The organism is Parcubacteria group bacterium, assembly GCA_016204045.1.
GTDB lineage: Bacteria > Patescibacteriota > Minisyncoccia > Phycocordibacterales > UBA2135 > JACQLQ01.
The window spans coordinates 180,007-201,231 of the sequence record JACQLQ010000004.1 but is presented as its reverse complement, the minus strand read 5'-3'; the positions used below and the strand labels follow the sequence as shown (position 1 = coordinate 201,231).

Sequence of the window (21,225 nt, the reverse complement as noted above, 5' to 3'; positions counted from 1 at the left end):
CTAAGTTATTTTCCTCGCTTTCTTCCCGGTATGCTTTTCCCAGCGAGCGATAATGACCTCGGCGTACGTGGGAACTTTTTCCATGACGTAACAGCGCCGTCCGAGTGATACAGAGGCGATGAGCGTCGATCCGGAACCGCCAAACGGTTCTAGCACAAGATCTCCGCGCTTCGTAAGCACCTTGATGTAGGGAATCAGTATCTCGACTGGTTTCGTTCCGAAGATGATTCCTTGTCCTGAATTCTTCTCATCCGAAGCAATGTGTTCGACGAAATCCGTAGGGCAATACTCTTTGCCCTTTCCATAGCTTTCCCAGTGAGGTTTTCCCCCGGTCGCGAAAATGGCAGTTTCGTATTCGTTCTGGAACAACTCATCTTCGGGTTCTTGGTTCAAGGCGACATCTCCCGATGTCCCAACCAACGCGACATCATGCTTGTTGAACAGTCTGTGCTTAGCGGCGAATCCCTGTACTCGGTTCGGAATGTGCCAAACAATTGTATTGCGGTATTTCCAGTACTTTTCCAATGCCTCCCAAATGGTTTTGAGATTCTTCGGATTCTCGAACGTAACGATGGAGAAGTTTTCTTTTTGGACTTCGGCAATGTTCGCCATCCAAAGGTCGGTAAAGTTTTCCGGCAACACATCTGTTTCAAGATATTTTCGATCGCGCTTGTAACCAAATCCTTCCGTCGCTTTCCCGTGCCGTTTTTTGCCCTTTGTGTAGTCGAGAATATATGGGGGGTCAGTAAAGCACAGGTCAGACCTCTCGCCGTTCATGAGCGTTAAGATATCTTCTTTGATTGTTGAGTCGCCGCACATGAGGCGCGACCCATCGAGATCGAAGATGTCACCCTTCTGCATGGTCACTTCTTCGATGCCTATTTTCTCGAGCTCGTGCTTGAGATCGAACGTTTCCGGCTCTGGGTCGAGGTCTGCGAATACGTCGTCGAGTTCTTCGGATGAGAATCCGATATCTTTGAGGAGTGCTTCGTCGAATGCGGCGAGAAGATCCAAATCCCACTCGCCAGTATTCTTGTTCAGTCGGATCGTTAGCTCGCGTTCCTTTTCGAGATCTTCTATTTTTACGAATACGACGGGTACTTCCGTAAAACCGAGTTCCTTTGCTACGCTTAATCGAAAGTTTCCACCGATAACGACATTTTCCCGTCCTGTGGCGCTGTTGCAGATGATCGGGTCTACCAATCCGAAACGACGGATGCTTTCGCGAAGCGTTGATGTTTTGTCTTCCGCCCAACGGCGAGGATTGTGCTCGCTGGGCTTGAGGAGATCAATTGAGACATGCTCAATTTTTAAGTCTAAGTGTTTTGTTTTCATGGTTGCTTTGTGGCTAATTTTTAATTAGCATCCATGAAAGCTTTTTTTGAGTGTATCGACCACCAATCAAAAAAGCAGTCATTGCCTATGACTACCCGTGATCACATGACATTGAAAAAGCGGGTAAGCCAAAGAAGGCTTTAACCGCTTTCGGCGGAGGAATGATGCCATTCCTTCCACTCAGAGAGTCTCTTACGGATTCATGTGAGGTTACTCACATATATCCAAGTGTATTTATATATTAACACATATTTGTAGTCGTCAAAGAAGAATAATCCACAGGTAAGACGCGATACTACATCAAAATGCCACTGTGGTGTCGCATTTGTCTCATTTTGGTACAATTGAAAGCATACTATGCTACGAACTCTCTTACTACTCCTCGCTTTTTTCCTGATAAGCATCCCACTTTCTGTGGGAGCTCAAGAAGAAGCCCTTGAGACACAGGTGGAATTTCCCACCTACCTTTACCTCACCGAAACCAGCCAAATTCTTGCATTAACCCCATTAACGACAGAATTGGCGATAGGGTGTATTGGAGACCCTATCGATACAAAGGAGACGGAAGGTACCCAAGAGACCTCCCAAGGTCTTGAATGTTTTGTCATAACTCCCGAAGGTATCTCTCCCGTGCTTTTTGAAAACGAAGGTGGCGGTGATGCAGTGTCTGGCTACGTGGGTAGCTATTACACGGTGGCTTCTGCAACGACTACCAAACATGTGTTTGATAACCGAGGTGTATTACTAGCTACCGTCGACGGAAACGGAAGTGCGACAACAACGAGCTTTGCGCACAACGATCACCTTGGAAGCGTGACCGTGACTACAGACGAAGACGGCGACGTTCTTTCCGCGAGAGATTATCATCCTTTTGGTAGCGAAAGAGTTTCAACTGGCGACCCACTTGAGCGTGCTTTTATCGGAGAACGACTTGATACAGAGACAGAGCTCAATTATTTGAACTCACGCTACTATCGAAGTCTGCAAGGACAGTTCTTAAGTCAAGATCCAATATTCTGGGGTAATCCGGCAAATCAAAACCTTGAAAATCCACAGAGTTTAAATTCATACTCGTATGGGGAAAATAACCCTATAAATAAAAGTGATCCTACTGGCAAATGCCCGCAATGTATAATAGGTGCGGGAGCAGGGATGCTAGGCCAATATGGCTATGATGTATATAACAACATTAGTGCAAATGGCTTCAGTGCCAGTGCGTTTTATAGTGGTCTATCCAGTCCAGAAACTTATGCGGTGCGTGCAATACAAGGTGCAATTGTTGGAGGCACGGGCGGTTTAGCGGCGGCGTACGGAATTACTGCTCAAATTGGGGCTGTTGGCCTTGCCTCAGGTCTAACTGGCGCAGGAGGCAACTATGCGCTTGGCGAAGTAGTTTCATGGCAATCATTTGCCGCAGACACCGTAATCGGAGGTCTTACGTTTGGAGCGGGAAAACTTGTGCCAGGGGTTCCAGGACGTTTACCAGACTTTGGAACGAATGCATGGCTTTACGGAAAACATACACAACAAAGTGCTCTGCAACTTGGTATTGGAGGAATTTCAGATTACACAAGTCAGCTAATAGGTAGCCACAATTTTACGTCTACTTCTCAAGATGCCGCTAAGGCTATAGGCGTGGGGAATACCGGAAGTGGAAATTTTGTTGGTACTTATAACTTTGGACCCGGAGCTGGAACATATGATTTTGGTAAAGATGAGTGGGTATCTGGCGGGCAGTCAACGCCGGCAACTAGTAAATAGAAATTATATGAGCACAAACATCAAAGTTTATAAAGCAAATAAATACTATACTATCGCGCTACTGTTCGTTCCAATTTTCTTAGGAGTAGTTTTTCTACTGGGAGATAATCCAATGACAACAGAAAAATGGATTGGATTTTCGATTCTTTCAGGAATGGCGATTTTGATCGCCCTGATTCCTTTTGCAGGGAAACTAGAAGTTGGAAGCAACTATGCGAGAACTTATTTTTTGAATTTTCCTGTCACTACCATACAGATTTCTGACGTACAAGCAATCCAGTATGGAAAACTTTTTCGTGGCGGTTTGGGTTATGGGAATGGTCTTAATATACGGTTTGTAGTTAACGGGAAAAGTAAATTTACTAGTATTGGGGAAAATCTGTACGGAATAGAAGCCATAGCTCACGTAAGCAGAGTACTCGGAGTAGGAAAAATCTCTTCGACAAATGAGATAGCCATAACGAAAGCTTTGCAAAAAGAATCAGACATAAAAAGCTCTCGTGGTTACTTAGTTGCAAATAAGCATAAGCTCATAGGGAGCGGAGCAATATTATTAAGCACAGTGCTCTTTTTCGTCGGATTATTTGCAGCCGAAGGGAATTCTTCTTCATCAATCAAATTCTTAATTCCTGTCAGTATAGTTTTGTTGATATTTTCTATGGGATATACAATCGTCAAGACAAAATAATAAGAAGATAGGTCATGCGAAATGAGTGCTTGAACGAGGAATGAGATAAAAAGTATCCAAGAATAATGGGGACAGTCACGATTCTTTTCTGCAAATCATGATATAATTATTGAATGCCACGATTAGCTCGCGTCGACGTTGGTAATGAGGTCTATCACGTCATCAATCGCGCAAACGGTCGTATGCAGATCTTCGACGCCCCCGAAGACTATCGACGGTTTGAGAAACTTATGCTCGATGCCAAGGAGCTTATCGACATGCGCATTCTTGCGTACACAGTTATGCCGTAAAAGAAATGGGGACAGTCACGATTTAATCTAAAGTTTCGTGATGTATTTTTTTCTCCTCGTCCCTCGCGTAACAAACTTAAAAAGAGACGCGTAAGACGTCTCTTTTTAAGTTTTGAAAGTGTGGTATAGTATGCTCTTATGTCTCTCTCAATAGGAATTGTAGGTTTGCCGAATGTGGGGAAGTCCACACTCTTTAATGCATTGACGGGGCGAAGTGTGCCTGCGGAGAATTATCCGTTTTGCACTATTGACCCGTCTGTGGGTATTGTGCCTGTCCCCGATCCACGGCTCAACCAATTGTCTGCGCTTTCCAACTCTGCAAAAACTATCCCCGCGGTTGTTGAATTCACTGACATCGCTGGTCTCGTCGCTGGTGCCTCGAAAGGCGAAGGGCTCGGTAATAAGTTTCTCCAAAACATTCGTGAAGTAGACGCCATTGCAGAGGTGGTTCGGATTTTCGAAGACCCAGATATTGTGCACACCTCCGGAGAGGTGAACCCACTTCGTGATATTGAAGTCATTAACCTCGAGCTCATCCTCGCTGATTACGAAGTTGTTTCGAAACGTCGAGCAGGTTTAGAGAAAGAAAAACGAGCAGGGAAAAAAGAAGCAGTCGCTTTAGACGAAGTACTACAGAAGTTGGAAGCAGCATTTGATGGCGGGAAACTTGCGCAAAATGTTGCTCTTTCGGAAGACGAACTCATATTGGTGCAATCCTTGAACCTCCTCACCATGAAGCCGATACTCTACTGCTTTAACCGTAAGTCAGATCAAGCAGAGCTTCCTGACGAAGTCGTGGATTTTGTAAACAAGACAGGAGCCAAGTGGGTTTCGTTTGATGTGGCGCTCGAGCGGGGCATTGCGGAATTCAGTGAGACAGAAAAGACAATTGCTCGGCAGGAATTCGGCGTCTCCGAAGAGGGGCTCGACCTCTTGATCCGCAAAAGCTACGAGCTTTTGAACCTCATCACCTTTTTTACCACTGGAGCCGATGAGACGAGGGGGTGGACGATAAAGCGTGACTCAACTGCACCCCAAGCTGGGCGCGCCATCCACACCGACTTCCACGACAAGTTTATACGCGCGGAGGTGGTGAGCTCGGCAGATCTCCTTTCTTCTGGTTCGTACCCGGTCGCAAGAGAAAAGGGCTTGGTAAGGACCGAGGGGAAAGACTATGTAGTGCAGGATGGGGACGTGATTGAGTTTAGAATATAACGTCTTAAAAACGGCATTGGCCTGTGGTATCATAGAGACAAATAGATAACACACAAACCTTATGTTACACCTCAAACCCCACGCCTTCCTCAAATGGGGGCTCGTCGCCGCCACTGTCATCGTACTCGACCTTTTCTTTGTCTTTGGCGTACAGCTCGTCTATGAAACGCCAGAGTACACCAACTTTTGTAAGCAAGAGCAGGTGCGCATTGTGCCGCAGAAAAAAGATGAATGTGTCGCCGTGGGCGGACAGTGGGTGGACGATCAGTTCCTGCAAAAAGGATTCCCGCGAGGCTATACAGAGCCAGCTCCTATTGAGGTTTTGAAGGAGGGGTACTGTGACCCCGAGTTTACGTGTCGGAAAGAATTCGAGGATGCACACCAGCTCTATAACAGGAACTCTTTCATAGTTTTGGTCATTCTTGGTACGGTAGCCCTCTTGGGGAGCTTCTTCCTCCGAATGTATGAAATTGTCTCCATCGGTTTCGGGCTCGGCGGTATCTTGACCTATATTGTCGCTTCTATGCGCTACTGGGCTGACATGCCCGACTATCTCCGTGTCGGGATCCTGGGGCTTGCACTCGCGGCGCTCGTCTACGCAGGTATTAGGTGGTTTGGTAAAAAGGAAGAGTAATGGCGGGTATGCGTCAGTACGACCATAAAAAAATAGAAAAGAAGTGGCAGGAAGCTTGGCGCAAAGAGAATCTCTACAAAACCGAGGAGGACCCCAAGAAGCCCAAGGCCTATGTGCTCGACATGTTTCCCTACCCCTCGGGGGAGGGGCTTCATGTGGGGCACCCGAAGGGCTATATTGCCTCCGACATCTATTCTCGCTTCAAGAAGATGAGCGGATACAACATATTGCATCCCATGGGGTGGGATGCTTTTGGTTTGCCCGCAGAAAACTATGCCATCAAGAACAAAATACACCCCAAAGTCGCAGTAGAAAAAAACATTGCGCACTTCAAAGAGCAGTTAGAGAAACTCGGACTTAACTATGACTGGGAGCGCGAGATAAATACAACCGACCCAAAGTACTACAAGTGGACACAGTGGATATTCCTCCAGCTTTGGAAGAAGGGGCTTGCCTACGAGTCCCACGAGCCGATTAACTGGTGCCCTTCATGCAAGACGGGGCTTGCTTTCGAGGATCTGGAGGCGGGTAAGTGTGAGCGCTGCGGGAGTGATGTAGAGCAGAGACCGATACGACAATGGGTGTTGAAGATTCGTGAGTACGCTGATCGACTGTTGGAAGATTTGAGCGACCTTGAGTGGCCAGAGCACATCAAGGAGTCACAACGAAACTGGATTGGCAGAAGCGAAGGAGCAGAAATAGAATTTAAGATTCAGAATTCAGAATTTGGAATAAAAGTTTTTACGACGAGGCCAGATACGCTTTTTGGTGCGACATATATGGTACTCTCGCCGGAGCATCCGTTGGTTACGAAGTTGGCATCGAGCATTTTGAATACAGAAGAGGTGAATGAATACGTAGCGCAAGCGAAGAGGAAAACAGACCTGGAGAGGACGGCGGGAGAAAAAGAAAAGACGGGAGTCGAGCTCAAGGGGGTCAAGGCTATAAACCCAGCGAACAAGGAGGCGTTGCCTGTGTGGATCGCTGATTATGTTCTCGCGCATTACGGCACGGGAGCCATTATGGCGGTACCCGCGCATGATGAGCGCGACTTTGCATTTGCGCAGAAATTTGGATTGCCTATACGCGAAGTCATAGAGCCTGTCTTTACCCAATCTACAGAGCCAGGGAAGGTGAAAGAGGGCTTGCCCTTTGACCACCGCGATGCGATCATCGCAATCGTGAAGCATTGGTCAGAAGAGAAGTATATGGCGCTCAAGTGGAAGCAGGTCGCTTGGGGTACCTTTATTACCGGAGGTATTGAGAAGGGGCAGACAGCGGAGAGCGCTGCGCGTGCGGAGATTGAAGAAGAAACAGGCTATCAGAGTCTCCGGTTGGTACACGATTTCGGTATAGTGCACGGGAAGTTCTATCATGTGCCCAAAAAGGTCAATCGTTTTGCTCACTCTCGAGTACTCCTCTTTCAGTTAGAAGGCGATGCTCGGGTAGATGTGACCGAGGAGGAACAAGCAAAGCACGAAGTCTTGTGGCTTACCCTCAATGAGCTTAAAACTTTTCTGACACCCGACTCGCACCAACATGCCCTCGAGATGCTCTGTAGCAACGGAGTCTGTGCATATACGGGCGGAGGCATACTCAAGAACTCGGGTACATTCGACAGTCTTTCAAGTGAAGAAGCGAAGTGGAGTATCACCGAATTTGTTGGCGGCGAAAGAAAAGTGGACTATAAACTGCGCGATTGGGTGTTCTCTCGCCAAAGGTATTGGGGTGAGCCGATTCCAATGATCCACTGTAGCAAGTGTGGTGTTGTGCCTGTCGCGGAGAAAGATCTGCCCGTGGTGCTTCCTGACGTAGTATCGTACGAACCAACAGGGACGGGGGAGTCTCCGCTTGCGGCAATCGAGGAATGGGTCAATGTTGCATGCCCTAATTGTGGAGGCAAGGGAAAGCGCGAGACAAATACTATGCCCCAGTGGGCCGGCTCTTCTTGGTATTACCTTCGCTTTATCGACCCTCACAATAACTCAGCACTTGTCGATAAAAAGAAAGAGGGATACTGGTCGCCGATCGATCTCTATGAAGGAGGAGTCGAGCATGCAACGCGTCACCTCATTTATGCACGCTTCTGGCACAAGTTTCTCTATGACATTGGTGTTGTGAACTATCGGGAGCCCTTCGGACGCCTGAAGGGTGTCGGACTTATTTATGGCGAAGACGGGCGCAAGATGTCGAAGCGGTGGGGGAATGTCGTGAATCCCGACGATGTGGTCTCGAACTATGGAGCAGATACACTACGCCTCTACGAAATGTTTATGGGGCCCTTTGAAGAGAGTAGTATGTGGAGTGCGGAAAGCATTATCGGGCCACGGAGGTTCCTGGAGAAGGTGTGGCGTCTGCAAGAAAAGGTGAACAAAGACGCTCTGCACACAGAAGAGATAGACATTCTGACACACAAGACAATAAAGAAAGTGACGACAGACATCGAGGCGTTTCGGTTTAACACCGCAGTATCAGCGATGATGGTTTTTGTAAACAGTCTTGAGACAATGGGGGAGGTGCCGCTCGCGACGTACACAACCCTTCTTCTTTTGCTTTACCCTTTTGCGCCGCACATCACCGAAGAGCTTTGGCACATGCTTGGAAATAAAAAATCTCTGTATACAGAGAGTTGGCCGAACCATGATGAAACAAAAATAAAAGAGGGAAAAATCACCGTCGTCATACAAGTGAACGGCAAAGTGCGCGGAGAACTTGACATTTCTCCGGAAGAAGAAGAATATGCGGTAAAAGAGAAGGCACTCGCGGAAGAGTCGGTCAAGAAATGGACGCTTGGCAAGGAGGTGAAACGAGTGATTTACGTACAAGGCAAGCTGGTCAATATTGTTGCCGTCTAGGGTAGAAATCCAAGGAAATAAAAGGCGGAAGGGGCAGAACCAGTGCTTTGGGGAGGGGGGCTTGACAGGTATAGATGTAATGGGGTATTCTCAAATATTATACATAGCGTGGTGTAATCTAATCGTTCATGGAGATATCTAGCTTCAAACCAAAACAGCTCAATAAAAACTTGCTCAGCGTCCTCCCGGACCGAGCACGCGATGTTGTCGTCTCCCGATTTGGCTTGGGCACTTCGCCGGAACGCCGCACACTCGAATCAATTGGACAGCAATACGGTATTACTCGCGAACGAGTGCGTCAGATTGAAAACTTCGCACTCCAGACTATTAAGAAGTCCGAAGCCTACAAAACAGAAGAAGAGATGCTCGAGGGATTGCGCTCACACATCTACTCCCACGGCGCAGTCCTCCCTGAGGAGCACCTATTGGAACTCTTGGCGAAAGATCAAAGCACACAAAACCACTTCCACTTCATTCTCGTACTAGGAGAAACATTTGAGCGAAGAAAAGAAGATCAACACTTCACACACCGCTGGAGTGTCGACGAGGGGGTTTCAAAGATCGTGCACCAAGCACTCCACGGACTCTTCCAAACACTCGGCGAAGACGATTTGATTCCGGAAGAAGAGTTGCTCAACTCGTTCCAACGCCGACTTGCTGGTGTCCCCGCTGAATTCAAGGACAACCCCGAAGTAGCAAAACGCTGGCTCGCACTCTCTAAAGTTATTGGTTCAAACCCGCTTGGAGAATGGGGTCTTGCGTCTTCACCTAATATTCGCGCACGCGGTATCCGCGACTACGCATACTTGGTAATTCGCCGACACGGTTCACCACTCCACTTCACTGAAGTGGCGAAAGCAATCGAGAAACTCTTTGGCAGGTCAGCTCACGTTGCCACATGCCACAACGAACTCATTAAGGACAAGAAACGTTTCGTATTGGTAGGACGTGGACTCTATGGTCTCTCGGAATGGGGGTACTCAAACGGGATTGTGCGCGACATCATTTGTCGCATCCTGGGAGAAGAAGAGTGTCTCTCGCGCGAGGAGCTCGTCGAGCGAGTGCTTAAAGAGCGCTACGTCAAAGAGAACACTGTTGTCGTTAACCTCCAGAACAAGAAATATTTCAAGAAGGACGGAGATGGCAAATACAGACTTGTCTAGCATCTAGAATAGCAACGAAAAACCGGCCCGATGCTCATCAGGTCGGTTTTTCGTTGTCTCGATTTTTCTATTGGGGTATAATAAAACCAATATGGAAATGGGTCTCGTCTCGCTCCAGACACTTTTGACATTCATATTCTTTGCGCGCGACGCATTTGCGGTAGTGTTTTCAAATGCGCTTGTCATGGCGCCGGTTTCACTCCCGCCAGCGCTCCTCCTCGTGTTTTGGAGTGTCTGGGTGCCATATGTCCGTGCCCGGTTTCTCTCGGAGCAGAAATACGCAATCATCGAGATCAAGGTTCCTCGTGAACAGCCGAAATCCCCGCTTGCCATGGAGGTCGTTTTGAATGCGCTCTATGTGACGATCGGTGAGACGACGTGGTACGACAAGTTTATCTTGGGCAAGACGAGAACCTACTTTACTCTCGAGGCGGTTTCGATAGAAGGGGCAATCCACTTCTACATCTGGACACGGGCCGGTTTCGTGAAGTACATCGAGACACAGATCTACTCCCAATTCCCGGCCGCCGAGGTGAAGGTGGTCGAGGATTACACACCCGGCGTCACCTTCGCAAAAAAAGATAGCGACTGGAACCTTGTGGGGGTTGAGTTCAAACTTCGTAGTCCTGATCCGTTCCCGCTTTCAACCTACATCGATTACAACCTGAACAAGGACCCGAAGGAGGAGTTTAAGATTGACCCCATGACGCCACTCATCGAATTTTTGGGAGGAATCGGAAGGGGTGAACAGATTTGGATACAAATCTTTGTTCGAGCGACCAAGGGCAAGAAAGACCCGACGCCACTCTTTGGTGAGGCGTCAGACTGGCAGGACGAGGGAAAGAAGGCAATTGAAGGTATTATGGAAAAGGCAAAGGAGCGCTCGGGGCCGTTACCCGAAGACGCGGAAGGGGATTTTCGTTTTTCCTCTTTGACCGAGGGGGAGCGCGAGGTCATCAAGGCAATCGGCAGGAAGGTGGGCAAACTCGGCTTTGACTGCGGCGTTCGTGCGCTCTACCTCGGGAAAAAGGAGGTGTTTAATCCCGCAAACTCCGGAGGGCTCTTTGGTTTTCCTAGGCCGTTTAACGGGATAAACGCCCTTGTCCCGCGGGACCACACAGAACTCGATTATCCATGGCAGAAGTACGTCAACATTCCCGTGCAGCCAGGCGGCAACTTGGGTGTGCCACCTTTTTCTCCGCGGGGATTTCGACAAGCATACAAAAAATGGACGTTTTTTGACGCATATCGAAAACGCTCTTGGGTCCACCCTCCATACGAACGTAAGATGTTTGTCTTGAACGTGGAAGAGCTCGCTTCAATATTCCACTTCCCAGGAAGTGTTGCAGAGACTCCGTCATACCCGCGTATTGAGTCGAGGAGAGCAGAACCGCCGACTAATTTACCGACATAAGTTCCAACTCCTACGACATGTTTTCTAATCTCAAAAATCTCTCACAAACACTCCGCCCGTATATAGACCGAGCGAAAGGGTATCTCCATTTGCCCCAGAGCAAACGGATGCGAATAACCGTCTACGGTGGGGCAACCCTCGTCCTCGTCTTTTTTTTCTTTTTTATAAGCGCCCCTATTGGATTCCCAAGCGGGTCCTTGATCTCGATCGAAAAAGGGATGACCCTTACTGAAGCCGCGCGGGTGTTGGATGAGCGAAAGATTGTTCAATCCCCGTTTATGTTGAAGGCGCTTGTTTTTGTATTGAGGGGGGAAGGAGGCATCCAATCAGCCGAATACTTCCTACCCAAGCCGCAAAACGTCCTTACCATTGCATGGCGTCTCACACACGGACAGCATGGGCTTAACCCGATCAGAGTCACTTTCCCTGAAGGCGTCTCGAACAAGGAAATTGCGCTTGTCATGAAACAAAAGTTCCCCAATTTTGATGACGAAGAGTTTTTGCGCATTGCGGATAATGACGAGGGGTATCTTTTCCCGGATACCTATTACTTTTTACCCAAAGTCGAACCGCGAACTGTCCTCTTGGCCCTTACCAATAACTTCAAGTTGAAGCTCAAAGATTTCGAAGAGGAAGTGCTCATGAGCGGACACACTATTCATGAGATTTTGACCATGGCGTCACTCCTAGAGAAGGAAGCGTACACATACGAGGACATGCGGGTGATAGCCGGGTTGCTTTGGAAGAGAATCGAGATTGGGATGCCGCTTCAAGTCGATGCAACATTTCTCTACATCAACGGCAAGACGACCTTCGATCTCACCCTCGAAGACCTCCGCAAGAACGAATCTCCGTACAATACGTATAAACATAAAGGTCTTCCGCCTGGCCCTATCGTGAACCCAGGGTTGCTTGCTATACGCGCGACGCTCAATCCTCGGGAGACACCCTACCTGTTCTACCTTTCGGACCTCGCTTCAAACATCCATTTCAGTCGAACCTTCGACGAGCACAAGGTAAAAAAGGCGAGGTACTTGCCGTAAGTGTTCTTGCCGCATCGGCAGCGCATGTCCACAGATTGTCTCCAATCAAAAACCTGCCTTTCTAGGCAGGTTTCTCCCAATTATCCTTTTTGTCACTGTCGAATCGTTGTATTGTCATCCCGGCGGCGCGGGAGAGGTTGAGTAATTGTTGCCGCACTAACCCCGACATACCAATAACAAGGAGCAGTGCCATAATGCCTCGGAGTGCCCAGGGCAGCAACGGGTATCCGAGCAACAATGTCAGGTATCCGTTGGCTAGGCAGAAAGCGAGGTACATGCCAGAGCCAAATCCGCACACGGCAAATATAAAGGTTCGTAAATGATAGCCTTGCACCGCCTTTTGCCACTCAGCACGCTCGGCGTGGTTAAGGGTAAGAGAGCGCCTTTGAATATACCTGGCGATTTCCTTTGCATCCGGAATTTTTTCGTCGAACACTTCCCAAAAGAAGAGATTCAGGAATCGTCTGAACATGCACACCGCCAGTATCTTCTAAAGGAAGAGTGGCAACATTTGCAAAGGTTGTCAAGTTCTGTAGAATTGACCCATGGAGAAGAAGAAGGTTTTTGTTGGCATGAGTGGTGGCGTCGACAGTTCGGTATCAGCGGCGCTCCTCAAAGAAGCGGGTTACGATGTAACTGGCGTTTTTATCCGTGTCTGGAAACCGGACTTCCTCGAGTGTACGCGGACAGATGACGAAGAAGTAGCGCGTCGTGCTGCGGCGCACATTGGCGTTCCCTTTCTTGTTTTTGATTTTGCAGACGATTACAAGCGCGAGGTAGTGGACTACATGGTGCGCGAATACAAAACGGGCAGAACCCCCAACCCGGATGTCATGTGCAATCGACAGATTAAATTCGGCTCTTTTTTTAAAAAAGCTCGCGCTATGGGTGCCGACTTTATCGCTACGGGACACCATGCTCGAGTCATGACGAATGGCGAGGTTGTGTCTATGCTCTCTGGTCGCGATGGAGCTAAAGATCAATCGTATTTTCTCTGGACTCTCACACAAGACCAACTACAGCATGTCTTATTCCCCATCGGTGACTACGAGAAGAGTAAGGTCCGTGAGATGGCACGCGAGCGCGGACTTCCGAATGCTCTACGTAGAGACAGCCAAGGACTCTGTTTTGTCGGCGAGTTTCCCATGCGGGAATTTCTCGGGCACTTTATGCCGCCCAAGCGCGGAGATGTTTTGAATGAGGCGGGGGAGGTAGTGGGGCATCACGAGGGGGCATTCTACCTTACGATAGGACAACGGCACGGCTTCACGCTGACCAAAAAAACTCCGAATGATCCACCGCATTATGTAGTCGCGAAAGATATCGCTCAAAATACCGTCACCGTGTCGCCGAGGAAACCAGAAATGCCTGGGAAGGTGAAGGAGATTATTCTTGAGGATGCGAACATGATTCAGGGGCGCCCCTTCGACGGGTACGCAGAGTATATGGTGAGGTATCGCTATCGGCAGCCTTTGGTTAGAGCGAGCGTAAAGGGAACCTCGGTTACTTTCACAGAACCACAGAGTGGTGTTGCGCCTGGGCAGTCGCTCGTTATCTATGACGCAAAAGGCGAAGAGTGTTTTGGCGGAGGTGTTATTGGTGAGGTAAGATAAGGGTTCACCAACGATCATGAGTACTATCTTTGTGCGAAATCTCATAGTCTCCGGCATTCATGGAGTAAATGCCAAAGAACAAGAACGCGAACAGCCATTTCGTATTGCTATTGAGCTTGAGGCAGACACTGCTAAAGCAGAAAAGTCGGATGATCTTGCCGACACGATTAATTACAAAGAGGTCAAGGATATAGCAGAAAGCGTTGTGCGTGGACCGTCCTTCTTTCTCCTCGAAGCATTAGCAAATCGCATTGCAGAAAAGATTCTCGAGAATCCACGCATTCTTTCGGTGCAGGTCTCTATTGAGAAAATGAAGATCTGGGACAATGGAGTCCCGGGTGTCGTCATTAAAAAACAGCGTTCTTAGACGCTGCTTGGTGGGGCTACGCGTTCGCGCAACCCGACAATATACCGATCTTCGGTTATGTTGGTAATAGAATGAACAGGTTGGAAGTCCTCCCCAAGAAAACCTGGGGCTCGCATCATGATCATGTGTCCCGGGGGTGCCTCAATCGTTCGTGTATTTTTACCGTCCTTGTCGTCGTGAAGCGCGAAATCGCCTTCACCAGCAAGCACAAGGACGCAGACGAGGTTGCGTCTCGACGGGCCATCAATGTGAGGAGTGATACCGAGTGGTCCCTTTTTATAACGCTGAAGAACAACACTGTTCAAAAAGAGTGGGGTCTTGAATGGATACTCCGAAAGAGTTTCAAACTTGGACTGAAGGAGTGCTAAGACAAGATCTCGAAGGCGAGGGAAAAGACTCTGTGTGGGGAACGCCTCGAAAGTTCCAAGTTTTTGACGTACGCCATGTTTATTGACTCGCTCATCTTGATCGTTATATTCATAGCTCAACGCTTCTCCCACGAGTCTCCGGAGTAGCATCTCGTCGCAGAGCCTGAATGAAAAAGCGCTCTCTTCTTTGAGGCGTCGTACCGCCTCACTTGCACGCCAGGGGATGGTTAGTCCTGAAGACAGAGCACGCATGTCATGTCCCCATAGTTTCTTCACCAAGCATAATCTTTTTGCTAGGATAAGCAAATATGGAACCTACCAATATACCTGCCGGCGCGCCGCGCGCAGGCGGGTCAACGAGTGCAAAAGACGCAAATACTGCAAATGCAGCGCCCGCCAACAAGACGGTGACTATAGACGATTTCAAAAAATTGAATATCAGAATTGGCAAAGTCGTTTCAGCAGAAAAAGTGCCTGATGCGGACAAGCTTATCAAAATCATTTTTGACTTTGGGGGTGAGCAGAGGCAAATCATGGCAGGGATTGCGGAGTTCATCGAAGACCCGGCGTCACTCATTGGCAAAGAAGTGCCCGTGATCGTGAACCTTGCGCCGAGGATGCTCCGTGGCTACGAGAGTCAGGGGATGATGCTCGCCGCAGATAATGCGGGTCGCCCTACACTGCTTCACCCAGCGGAGGAAGTTCCTCCGGGGAGTATTGTGAAATAGATATGACAGATATAGAAACACGGGTCAAACAAATAGAAGAGAGAAATGAAAAGGTGGAGGCCGACAAGGCGTGGGAGACGTCTTTGATGCGACGCCTCTTACTTTTGCTTTTCACCTATCTCGCGGTGGGTGTTTATCTGTGGGTGATTGATATTCCGAGGCCATGGCTCCACGCCATCGTGCCCGCTGTGGCATTTATGATCTCCACACTCACTATGCCGTTGTTTAAAAGACTATGGCTCAAATATCGAAAATAACATTTCGCAAAAAAGTACTTGCTGTTGTTTCAAAAATCCCGAGAGGGGAGGCGATGACGTATGGCGAAGTCGCAAAGCGCGCGGGGGCTCCGCGTGCGGCGAGATCTGTGGGTGCTATTTTAAAAACAAACTATGACCCCGCGATACCGTGCCACCGCGTCATTCGTTCCGACGGCAGTATGGGCGGGTATAATCGGGGTCGAGAAAGGAAGGTAGAGCTTCTCAAGAAAGAAGGTTATCCGGGCGTAATTTGATATACTACAACTATGCAACTAACAAGTAGCGCATTTGAACACGACGCCTCCATGCCCTCCAAATATGCGTGCGACGGACAGGGAGTGAATCCGCCGCTTTCGTGGAGTGGCGTGCCCAAGGAGACGCAGACCTTGGTACTCACTGTAGATGACCCAGATGCTCCGGATGGGGTCTTTGTGCATTGGATTGTGTGGAACATCTCCCCGAAGCTTAAGGGGATTACAGAGGGCAAGGTGCCTCCGGGGGCAGTAGAGGGGAGGAATGATTTTGGAAAGCGCGAATACGGCGGGGTGTGCCCTCCTCGTGATGAGCATCATTACTTCTTTAAACTATACGCGCTCGATATCGAATTGCGCATTCCGGAGATTAGTAACAAAGAAACTCTAGAAGAGGAGATGGTGGGACACGTGCTTGAGAGGGCAGAGTTGGTAGGAAGATACGCTCGCTAGTAGCGTGACTGTCGCTCTAAAAAGTATGAGAGCCGGACCCACGTGGAGTCCGGCTCTCTTTGAGAAGCCCTTGCGGGCTACTCGGTCTTCTGCTTGCGCGACTTGGAGGAAGACGCGGCGATCTTGCCGGTTCCCTTCACAGGCGCGCCACGAGCGATGTCGACCGTCGGCGGCTTCGCCTTCGCACGCGCGGTACGCTTGCGCGCACGACGGTTCGGGCCACCATCGACGGGGTTACGCCCACGCATCGGCGGACAGTGGCCCTTGGCGTGGCGGTTGCCGCCGCTACCGACGGAGTGTCCGCACAGTTCGCATGTACCCTGCATTCTTGGTCTCCTGGGATCAATTGCGTTACCATTGCAGTATACACAATTTTAGTGATTTGTCAAGTTATTGCGCGGGATGGTACGATACAGCAATGTCGCAATACTACAACGCTAAACGGAAGAGCGGGTTCTACACCCCAGGGAGCAATGAGCCGTTCAAATTAAGCCGGAGTAAAATTGATCTCTTCATCGAGTGTCCGCGGTGTTTCTATGTAGACAGGCGTCTTGGCGTAGGACGTCCGCCGGGTTTCCCCTTTAACTTAAACAGCGCAGTCGACGCGCTTTTGAAAAAAGAGTTTGATACACACAGAAAGAGGAGTGAACCGCACCCACTCATGAGCACATACAACATCGACGCTGTGCCGATGGCGCACGACAACATCGAGATTTGGCGGGACGTCTTTAAGGGAATAGCCTACTACCACAAGCCAACGAACTTCCATGTGTATGGCGCGATTGACGATGTGTGGGTTAATCCCAAAGGCGAGCTCCATATTGTCGACTATAAAGCGACAAGCAAAGATGCGGAGGTGACTCTAGACGCAGAATGGCAGATGGGATACAAACGCCAGATGGAGATATATCAGTGGCTCTTCCGTCAAAATGATTTTAAAGTCTCCAAGACCGGTTATTTCGTATACGCCAATGCCGGACGGGATAAGGCGGCCTTCGATGGTGTCCTTGAGTTTAAGGTGACGATCATTCCTTACATTGGCTCGAGTGATTGGGTAGACAGGACGCTCAAGGATGCCAAAGAAACACTTGATGCAGACGCCATCCCCGACGCCTCACCCGAGTGCGACTATTGCGCGTACAGGAACGCGGCTGTCGAAGTGATTCGTGGCGCAAACGCAAAGAAAGAAATAGCAAAGCCGACTGCCACTGCCGTCTCGACGCGCAAGAAGAAAGAAAAAAACACACTCTTCTGATACGCCCTGTCCCGATAGTGTTAGGGTTTCCCTAGAGACCCGCCGGGTGCCTTTTTCTCCCGAACACTATCGGGATGGGGAAAACTTTACTTTTTTGAAATTTCTTTTGGAGTTATACTATAGAGAATGATAGAGATACTTGATCCAGGAATGCAGGACACCTTTTTTCGGTTGAGTACTGCCGCATTCTTGGGGCTTATTCTTGGCACAGAACGCGTGTTGGCGCACAAGCAGGCTGGCATGCGCACCTACGCACTCATTTCCCTCGGCGCTGCGTTGTTTGTCATTGTGTCCGAGGCAATCCTGCACCAATATGCGTCGGGAGCCAGTGCAGACCCTATTCGAATGGCCGCGGCGGTTGTGACGGGCATTGGGTTTATAGGGGCCGGGCTCATTATCTTCAAAGACAAGACCATACGAGGACTTACGACCGCCGCTGGTTTGTGGGTCACCGCTGGCATCGGTATTGCGAGCGGGTTTGGGCTCTATGCGATTGCGGTGTTTTCAACCATCCTGGCCTTTCTCATCTTTACGCTCGTCTGGTTCCTCGAGTACGGGGTCAAGAAGTGGTCGGGCAAATGGGATGAAGAGATGTAAACGCGCAAGCGTTTATCCAGGAGCAACGTCGAGGGATTCAACTTTTTATTCACCAAAGGTCGACGCATATAAAATAATTTTTTAACTTCAATGAAACAAAACGACTATTTCGTACTCGTTGGTGTGGTATTCGTTATCGTCTTCACGCTTCACGCCTTTCGCATTGGCTATGGCTGGGAAGCGATGATTGCTGGTTGGGAAATCCCAATGTGGTGCTCGTGGCTTGCCGTCATCATCACGGGCGTGCTCGCATTCCAGAGCTTCTCGCACTCGGGCATGTTCCAAGGTCACAAAAAGAAGGGGAAGTAAACTCGTCTCAAGATTCGTTTGAGTAAAAGAAAAAAAAGTGATATTGTACAAACGGCTATCTCATGTATTTGAGATAGCCGTTTCCCAAAAAGGCCCTATCGTCTAGCGGCTAGGACGGAGGCTTCTCAAGCCTCAAACCCGGGTTCGATTCCCGGTAGGGTCATAGGTAAATTCCAACCTCTTTTTGATGTTGGAATTTGGCTATTATTTTGCACCGGGAATCGAACCGGAAAGGGGTCGGGAAAACACTTGTTTTCCCGTGGAGGAAGGCAGCCCCGAGCTTGTCGAGGGGCGTTGGAAAACCGTGGGTTTCCAAAGAGTGAGATAGCAAAGCGTCCCCCGGTAGGGTCACAAATTGGGGAACGCGGTAAACAGAAAAAATAGGCGTTGTACGCCTATTTTTTCTTTGCCATCTCCGCAACCTCTCTTTGCAAAGTTGCCAATTCTTGTTCGTGTCGTTGCATCTCTGTCTTCATCCTACCTATTTCGCCCTCGATACTCTTTGCCTCACTCTCAAGTCTCTCAGCCTCCTGGTTTTTTCTTGCAAGTTCTTGTCCTTTCACGCTTGCCGCGGCTTCAATATTTTTCGCCTCGCCTTGCAGTCGTGCGATATCTTGGTTCTTCTTTACGAGCTCTTGATCCTTCGCTTTTTTCGCGCTTTCAATAGTCGTCGCTTCGCGTTTTAGCCTCGCAATGTCCTGCCCCTTTCTTTCGAGCTCCCGTTCTTTTCCCTCGAGCTTCTGTTGCTCACTTGCGAGCTCCCTCTTCAAACTCTCAAGTTGTGCTGATATGTCCATGTTTTTTTAAAAACTTAGATTGTAGCTAGCGTGTGTTAATTATATGCCAGATCTGTCCGTAGTGCCAAAAGCTTGTTGCACTCTTTTGCGCGTTTCTACTCAAGCAAAGGATCAGATATTCACGCTTCTCCTGTCTTGTCAATACTGCAAGACATTGCGCGGTGATATACGATACGGGGAGAAAAACAGAGGTCTTTGTCATGGGTAATATGCTCGAAGAGACCACTCGTAACAGGCTGATCCAGAGCATCGTCAATAAGCGCTTCCCCAGCAATAGTCCAGAAGACCGGCTCGGCGCAAAAGATCTTCGCAAGAGGCTTGAGCGCATGCGCACTGGCGCACTTCGGAATCTCGATGAAGCGGAAGGAGAGAGCGGATAATGGGGCTCGGCATTTTTTTCATTCTGACACTCTTTTGTGTAGTAAGCCCGATCTTTCTCCCATTGCTGCCAAAGGGAAAGGTTGACCTCTCAAGTCTTAGTATAGGCGGAGGCGTCTTTCTGGGCGCTGCGTTCATTGCCTCCCTCTTTCGGTTAGAGGGTATTCCAGCAAACGTCCTGATGCAGTTTCTCTTCTTCCAGTTCCTGCTCTTCTTCTCGTTCATCGCGGTCTCCCGGATGCGTCAAAGGAAATCGCAGTTCCTGCACGCCCTGACGAGTATTCCTTCAAACGGACAATGGTTCATTACGATGTGGATCCTCTCGGAGGTTTATCTAGTGAACCAATATGCGAAGGGTGTATGGGGAGGACTGGCCTTCACCGAAGAGTTCTTGGTATTACTCGTCATTGCTGTGGCAGGCGCGCTTTCCGGACGTCTGGTGGGTGCGCAGTGGATGCAGTGGGTTGAAGCACGCTGGGAGGTGAACACAGAAAGCGTTGGTTCGGCCGGTTTGCGGAAGCTCGATAAATACACTTCGTGGTATTTGTGGGGGGCGGTCCTGAAATGTTTGGCCGTCTACCTCATCTTCTTCCCGCAATTCTTTGTGGACGTACTCATTGTTATGAGCTTGGGCCTTGTCCAAAACGGTGTCTACGCCATAAACACACGTCTCGCAAACAGAGACCATCCTGGGTGGCCTGTCGTGACGGGGCTCATCGGGAGCGTGGTCTTCGTCATTCATTGGGCATTCCTTATTTCCTACACAACGGTAGGTGGGGTCATGCCGCTTATCCTCCTCGTTCCGTACACAATCGCAACTGTTGCCGGGAGTAATTTCGGCGCCCTTCTTTCGATGGGAATCGAGCGAGCTCTGAAGTTGAAGGCCGATGCCCATGTGAAGGGCAAGGATGTATACAAGACTGTTACGTGGCACAAGAAGCTGCTTTGGGTCACAGCAATCCTAACTGTCGGGTATGTCATTTGGAACACGCAGATCTTGTCTGCTCTCGGTATTGTCGCGAATGACATCGTGCTACCCGTTCCGCTAATCCAATGGCTTAGCGAGGACCTTGTACGTCCGGCCGCGCTCGCAATTGGTGGACTACTCTTTTTCCTCGTGAATATGACCCACACACTCTCAAGTAGGGCGGGGAACAGGAACCATGCTGGCTACCACGCAGTGACGTGCATACCGCACGGCATTGTTCACTTCTCTATGGGCACGTTTGTAATCTTGAATGCTCACTTTGTGGATTTGATTCCGCTTGCAATGCTTGGGGCGGCCCTGGGTCAACTGTGGGCGCAGGAGCTCTCAAAGCGCGTTGAAAAGTACCTAACGTCTGTCATGGATGTCCCCCCGGAGCCGAAGAAAGCTTAATGGTTACCCACCGCACGTTGCGGTGGTTTTATTATATCTACACATACAACACCGCAATAATCTCAAGATTGTCGGA

General features: G+C 49.2%; 24 protein-coding genes and 1 tRNA gene. 21 read left to right on the top strand and 4 right to left on the bottom strand.

The genetic code is table 11. The features are described 5' to 3' along the window. Nucleotides 1–1,335, bottom strand: coding sequence for a DNA modification methylase (locus HY455_03540; GenBank protein ID MBI4118580.1), 1,335 nt, complete (start codon nt 1,333–1,335; stop codon nt 1–3). A gap of 357 nt (nt 1,336–1,692) precedes the next feature. Between HY455_03540 and HY455_03535 the strand changes: the two genes are divergently transcribed. From HY455_03535 to mltG, 9 genes are all read left to right on the top strand, one after another. Next, the gene (locus HY455_03535) at nt 1,693–3,096 is read left to right on the top strand and encodes an RHS repeat-associated core domain-containing protein (GenBank protein ID MBI4118579.1); all 1,404 of its coding nucleotides are present in this window, start codon (nt 1,693–1,695) and stop codon (nt 3,094–3,096) included. 7 nt (nt 3,097–3,103) lie between these two features. Beyond that, nucleotides 3,104–3,784: a hypothetical protein gene (locus tag HY455_03530; protein MBI4118578.1), complete on the top strand. Its 681-nt coding sequence runs from the start codon at nt 3,104–3,106 to the stop codon at nt 3,782–3,784. Between the two features lie 113 nt (nt 3,785–3,897). Then, nucleotides 3,898–4,074: a hypothetical protein gene (locus HY455_03525; GenBank protein MBI4118577.1), complete on the top strand. Its 177-nt coding sequence runs from the start codon at nt 3,898–3,900 to the stop codon at nt 4,072–4,074. A 138-nt stretch (nt 4,075–4,212) separates the two neighbouring features. Then, the gene (gene ychF, locus HY455_03520) at nt 4,213–5,289 is read left to right on the top strand and encodes a redox-regulated ATPase YchF (GenBank protein MBI4118576.1); all 1,077 of its coding nucleotides are present in this window, start codon (nt 4,213–4,215) and stop codon (nt 5,287–5,289) included. Nucleotides 5,290–5,350: 61 nt separating this feature from the next. After that, on the top strand, nt 5,351–5,923 hold the full coding sequence (locus tag HY455_03515) for a hypothetical protein (GenBank protein ID MBI4118575.1): 573 nt from the start codon (nt 5,351–5,353) through the stop codon (nt 5,921–5,923). Beyond that, on the top strand, nt 5,923–8,778 hold the full coding sequence (locus HY455_03510; protein MBI4118574.1) for a leucine--tRNA ligase: 2,856 nt from the start codon (nt 5,923–5,925) through the stop codon (nt 8,776–8,778). The genes HY455_03515 and HY455_03510 overlap by 1 nt, the downstream gene beginning before the upstream one ends. Before the next feature lie 128 nt (nt 8,779–8,906). Next, nucleotides 8,907–9,941, top strand: a complete 1,035-nt coding sequence (locus HY455_03505) for a hypothetical protein (protein MBI4118573.1) — start codon at nt 8,907–8,909, stop codon at nt 9,939–9,941. Between the two features lie 91 nt (nt 9,942–10,032). Continuing rightward, on the top strand, nt 10,033–11,355 hold the full coding sequence (locus tag HY455_03500; protein ID MBI4118572.1) for a hypothetical protein: 1,323 nt from the start codon (nt 10,033–10,035) through the stop codon (nt 11,353–11,355). Between the two features lie 17 nt (nt 11,356–11,372). Continuing rightward, a complete protein-coding gene (gene mltG / locus HY455_03495; GenBank protein ID MBI4118571.1) occupies nt 11,373–12,398 on the top strand; it encodes an endolytic transglycosylase MltG in 1,026 nt (341 codons plus the stop codon). A gap of 61 nt (nt 12,399–12,459) precedes the next feature. On the opposite strand, the gene HY455_03490 is transcribed toward mltG, so the two are convergent. After that, the gene (locus HY455_03490; protein ID MBI4118570.1) at nt 12,460–12,870 is read right to left on the bottom strand and encodes a hypothetical protein; all 411 of its coding nucleotides are present in this window, start codon (nt 12,868–12,870) and stop codon (nt 12,460–12,462) included. Between the two features lie 73 nt (nt 12,871–12,943). On the opposite strand from HY455_03490, the gene mnmA reads away from it, so the two are divergent. Both mnmA and folB read left to right on the top strand, forming a co-directional pair. After that, on the top strand, nt 12,944–14,011 hold the full coding sequence (gene mnmA, locus HY455_03485) for a tRNA 2-thiouridine(34) synthase MnmA (protein MBI4118569.1): 1,068 nt from the start codon (nt 12,944–12,946) through the stop codon (nt 14,009–14,011). A gap of 16 nt (nt 14,012–14,027) precedes the next feature. Beyond that, nucleotides 14,028–14,378 carry a dihydroneopterin aldolase gene (folB, locus tag HY455_03480; GenBank protein ID MBI4118568.1) on the top strand — a complete coding sequence of 117 codons (351 nt, stop codon included), beginning with the start codon at nt 14,028–14,030 and terminating at the stop codon, nt 14,376–14,378. On the opposite strand, the gene HY455_03475 is transcribed toward folB, so the two are convergent. Beyond that, a complete protein-coding gene (locus HY455_03475; GenBank protein ID MBI4118567.1) occupies nt 14,375–14,998 on the bottom strand; it encodes a hypothetical protein in 624 nt (207 codons plus the stop codon). The two genes, folB and HY455_03475, sit on opposite strands and share 4 nt — an antisense overlap. Nucleotides 14,999–15,054: 56 nt before the next feature. On the opposite strand from HY455_03475, the gene metG reads away from it, so the two are divergent. From metG to HY455_03435, 8 genes are all read left to right on the top strand, one after another. Continuing rightward, nucleotides 15,055–15,474: a methionine--tRNA ligase subunit beta gene (gene metG / locus HY455_03470; protein MBI4118566.1), complete on the top strand. Its 420-nt coding sequence runs from the start codon at nt 15,055–15,057 to the stop codon at nt 15,472–15,474. A gap of 2 nt (nt 15,475–15,476) precedes the next feature. After that, on the top strand, nt 15,477–15,731 hold the full coding sequence (locus HY455_03465) for a hypothetical protein (protein MBI4118565.1): 255 nt from the start codon (nt 15,477–15,479) through the stop codon (nt 15,729–15,731). Beyond that, a complete protein-coding gene (locus HY455_03460; protein MBI4118564.1) occupies nt 15,719–15,985 on the top strand; it encodes an MGMT family protein in 267 nt (88 codons plus the stop codon). Before HY455_03465 ends, HY455_03460 begins: the two co-directional genes overlap by 13 nt. Nucleotides 15,986–15,997: 12 nt before the next feature. Beyond that, nucleotides 15,998–16,435 carry a YbhB/YbcL family Raf kinase inhibitor-like protein gene (locus HY455_03455; protein MBI4118563.1) on the top strand — a complete coding sequence of 146 codons (438 nt, stop codon included), beginning with the start codon at nt 15,998–16,000 and terminating at the stop codon, nt 16,433–16,435. A gap of 418 nt (nt 16,436–16,853) precedes the next feature. Next, nucleotides 16,854–17,690: a PD-(D/E)XK nuclease family protein gene (locus tag HY455_03450; GenBank protein MBI4118562.1), complete on the top strand. Its 837-nt coding sequence runs from the start codon at nt 16,854–16,856 to the stop codon at nt 17,688–17,690. Nucleotides 17,691–17,816: 126 nt separating this feature from the next. Continuing rightward, the gene (locus tag HY455_03445) at nt 17,817–18,287 is read left to right on the top strand and encodes an MgtC/SapB family protein (GenBank protein ID MBI4118561.1); all 471 of its coding nucleotides are present in this window, start codon (nt 17,817–17,819) and stop codon (nt 18,285–18,287) included. A 90-nt stretch (nt 18,288–18,377) separates the two neighbouring features. Further along, nucleotides 18,378–18,596 carry a hypothetical protein gene (locus HY455_03440; protein MBI4118560.1) on the top strand — a complete coding sequence of 73 codons (219 nt, stop codon included), beginning with the start codon at nt 18,378–18,380 and terminating at the stop codon, nt 18,594–18,596. Between the two features lie 91 nt (nt 18,597–18,687). Next, nucleotides 18,688–18,759: transfer RNA gene (locus tag HY455_03435), tRNA-Glu, on the top strand. A gap of 232 nt (nt 18,760–18,991) precedes the next feature. On the opposite strand, the gene HY455_03430 is transcribed toward HY455_03435, so the two are convergent. Then, nucleotides 18,992–19,393: a hypothetical protein gene (locus HY455_03430; GenBank protein MBI4118559.1), complete on the bottom strand. Its 402-nt coding sequence runs from the start codon at nt 19,391–19,393 to the stop codon at nt 18,992–18,994. Between the two features lie 200 nt (nt 19,394–19,593). On the opposite strand from HY455_03430, the gene HY455_03425 reads away from it, so the two are divergent. Together HY455_03425 and HY455_03420 are read left to right on the top strand one after the other, a co-directional pair. Beyond that, nucleotides 19,594–19,773, top strand: a complete 180-nt coding sequence (locus HY455_03425; GenBank protein ID MBI4118558.1) for a hypothetical protein — start codon at nt 19,594–19,596, stop codon at nt 19,771–19,773. Beyond that, nucleotides 19,773–21,149: a hypothetical protein gene (locus HY455_03420; protein ID MBI4118557.1), complete on the top strand. Its 1,377-nt coding sequence runs from the start codon at nt 19,773–19,775 to the stop codon at nt 21,147–21,149. Before HY455_03425 ends, HY455_03420 begins: the two co-directional genes overlap by 1 nt. The last annotated feature ends 76 nt before the right edge of the window (nt 21,150–21,225 follow it).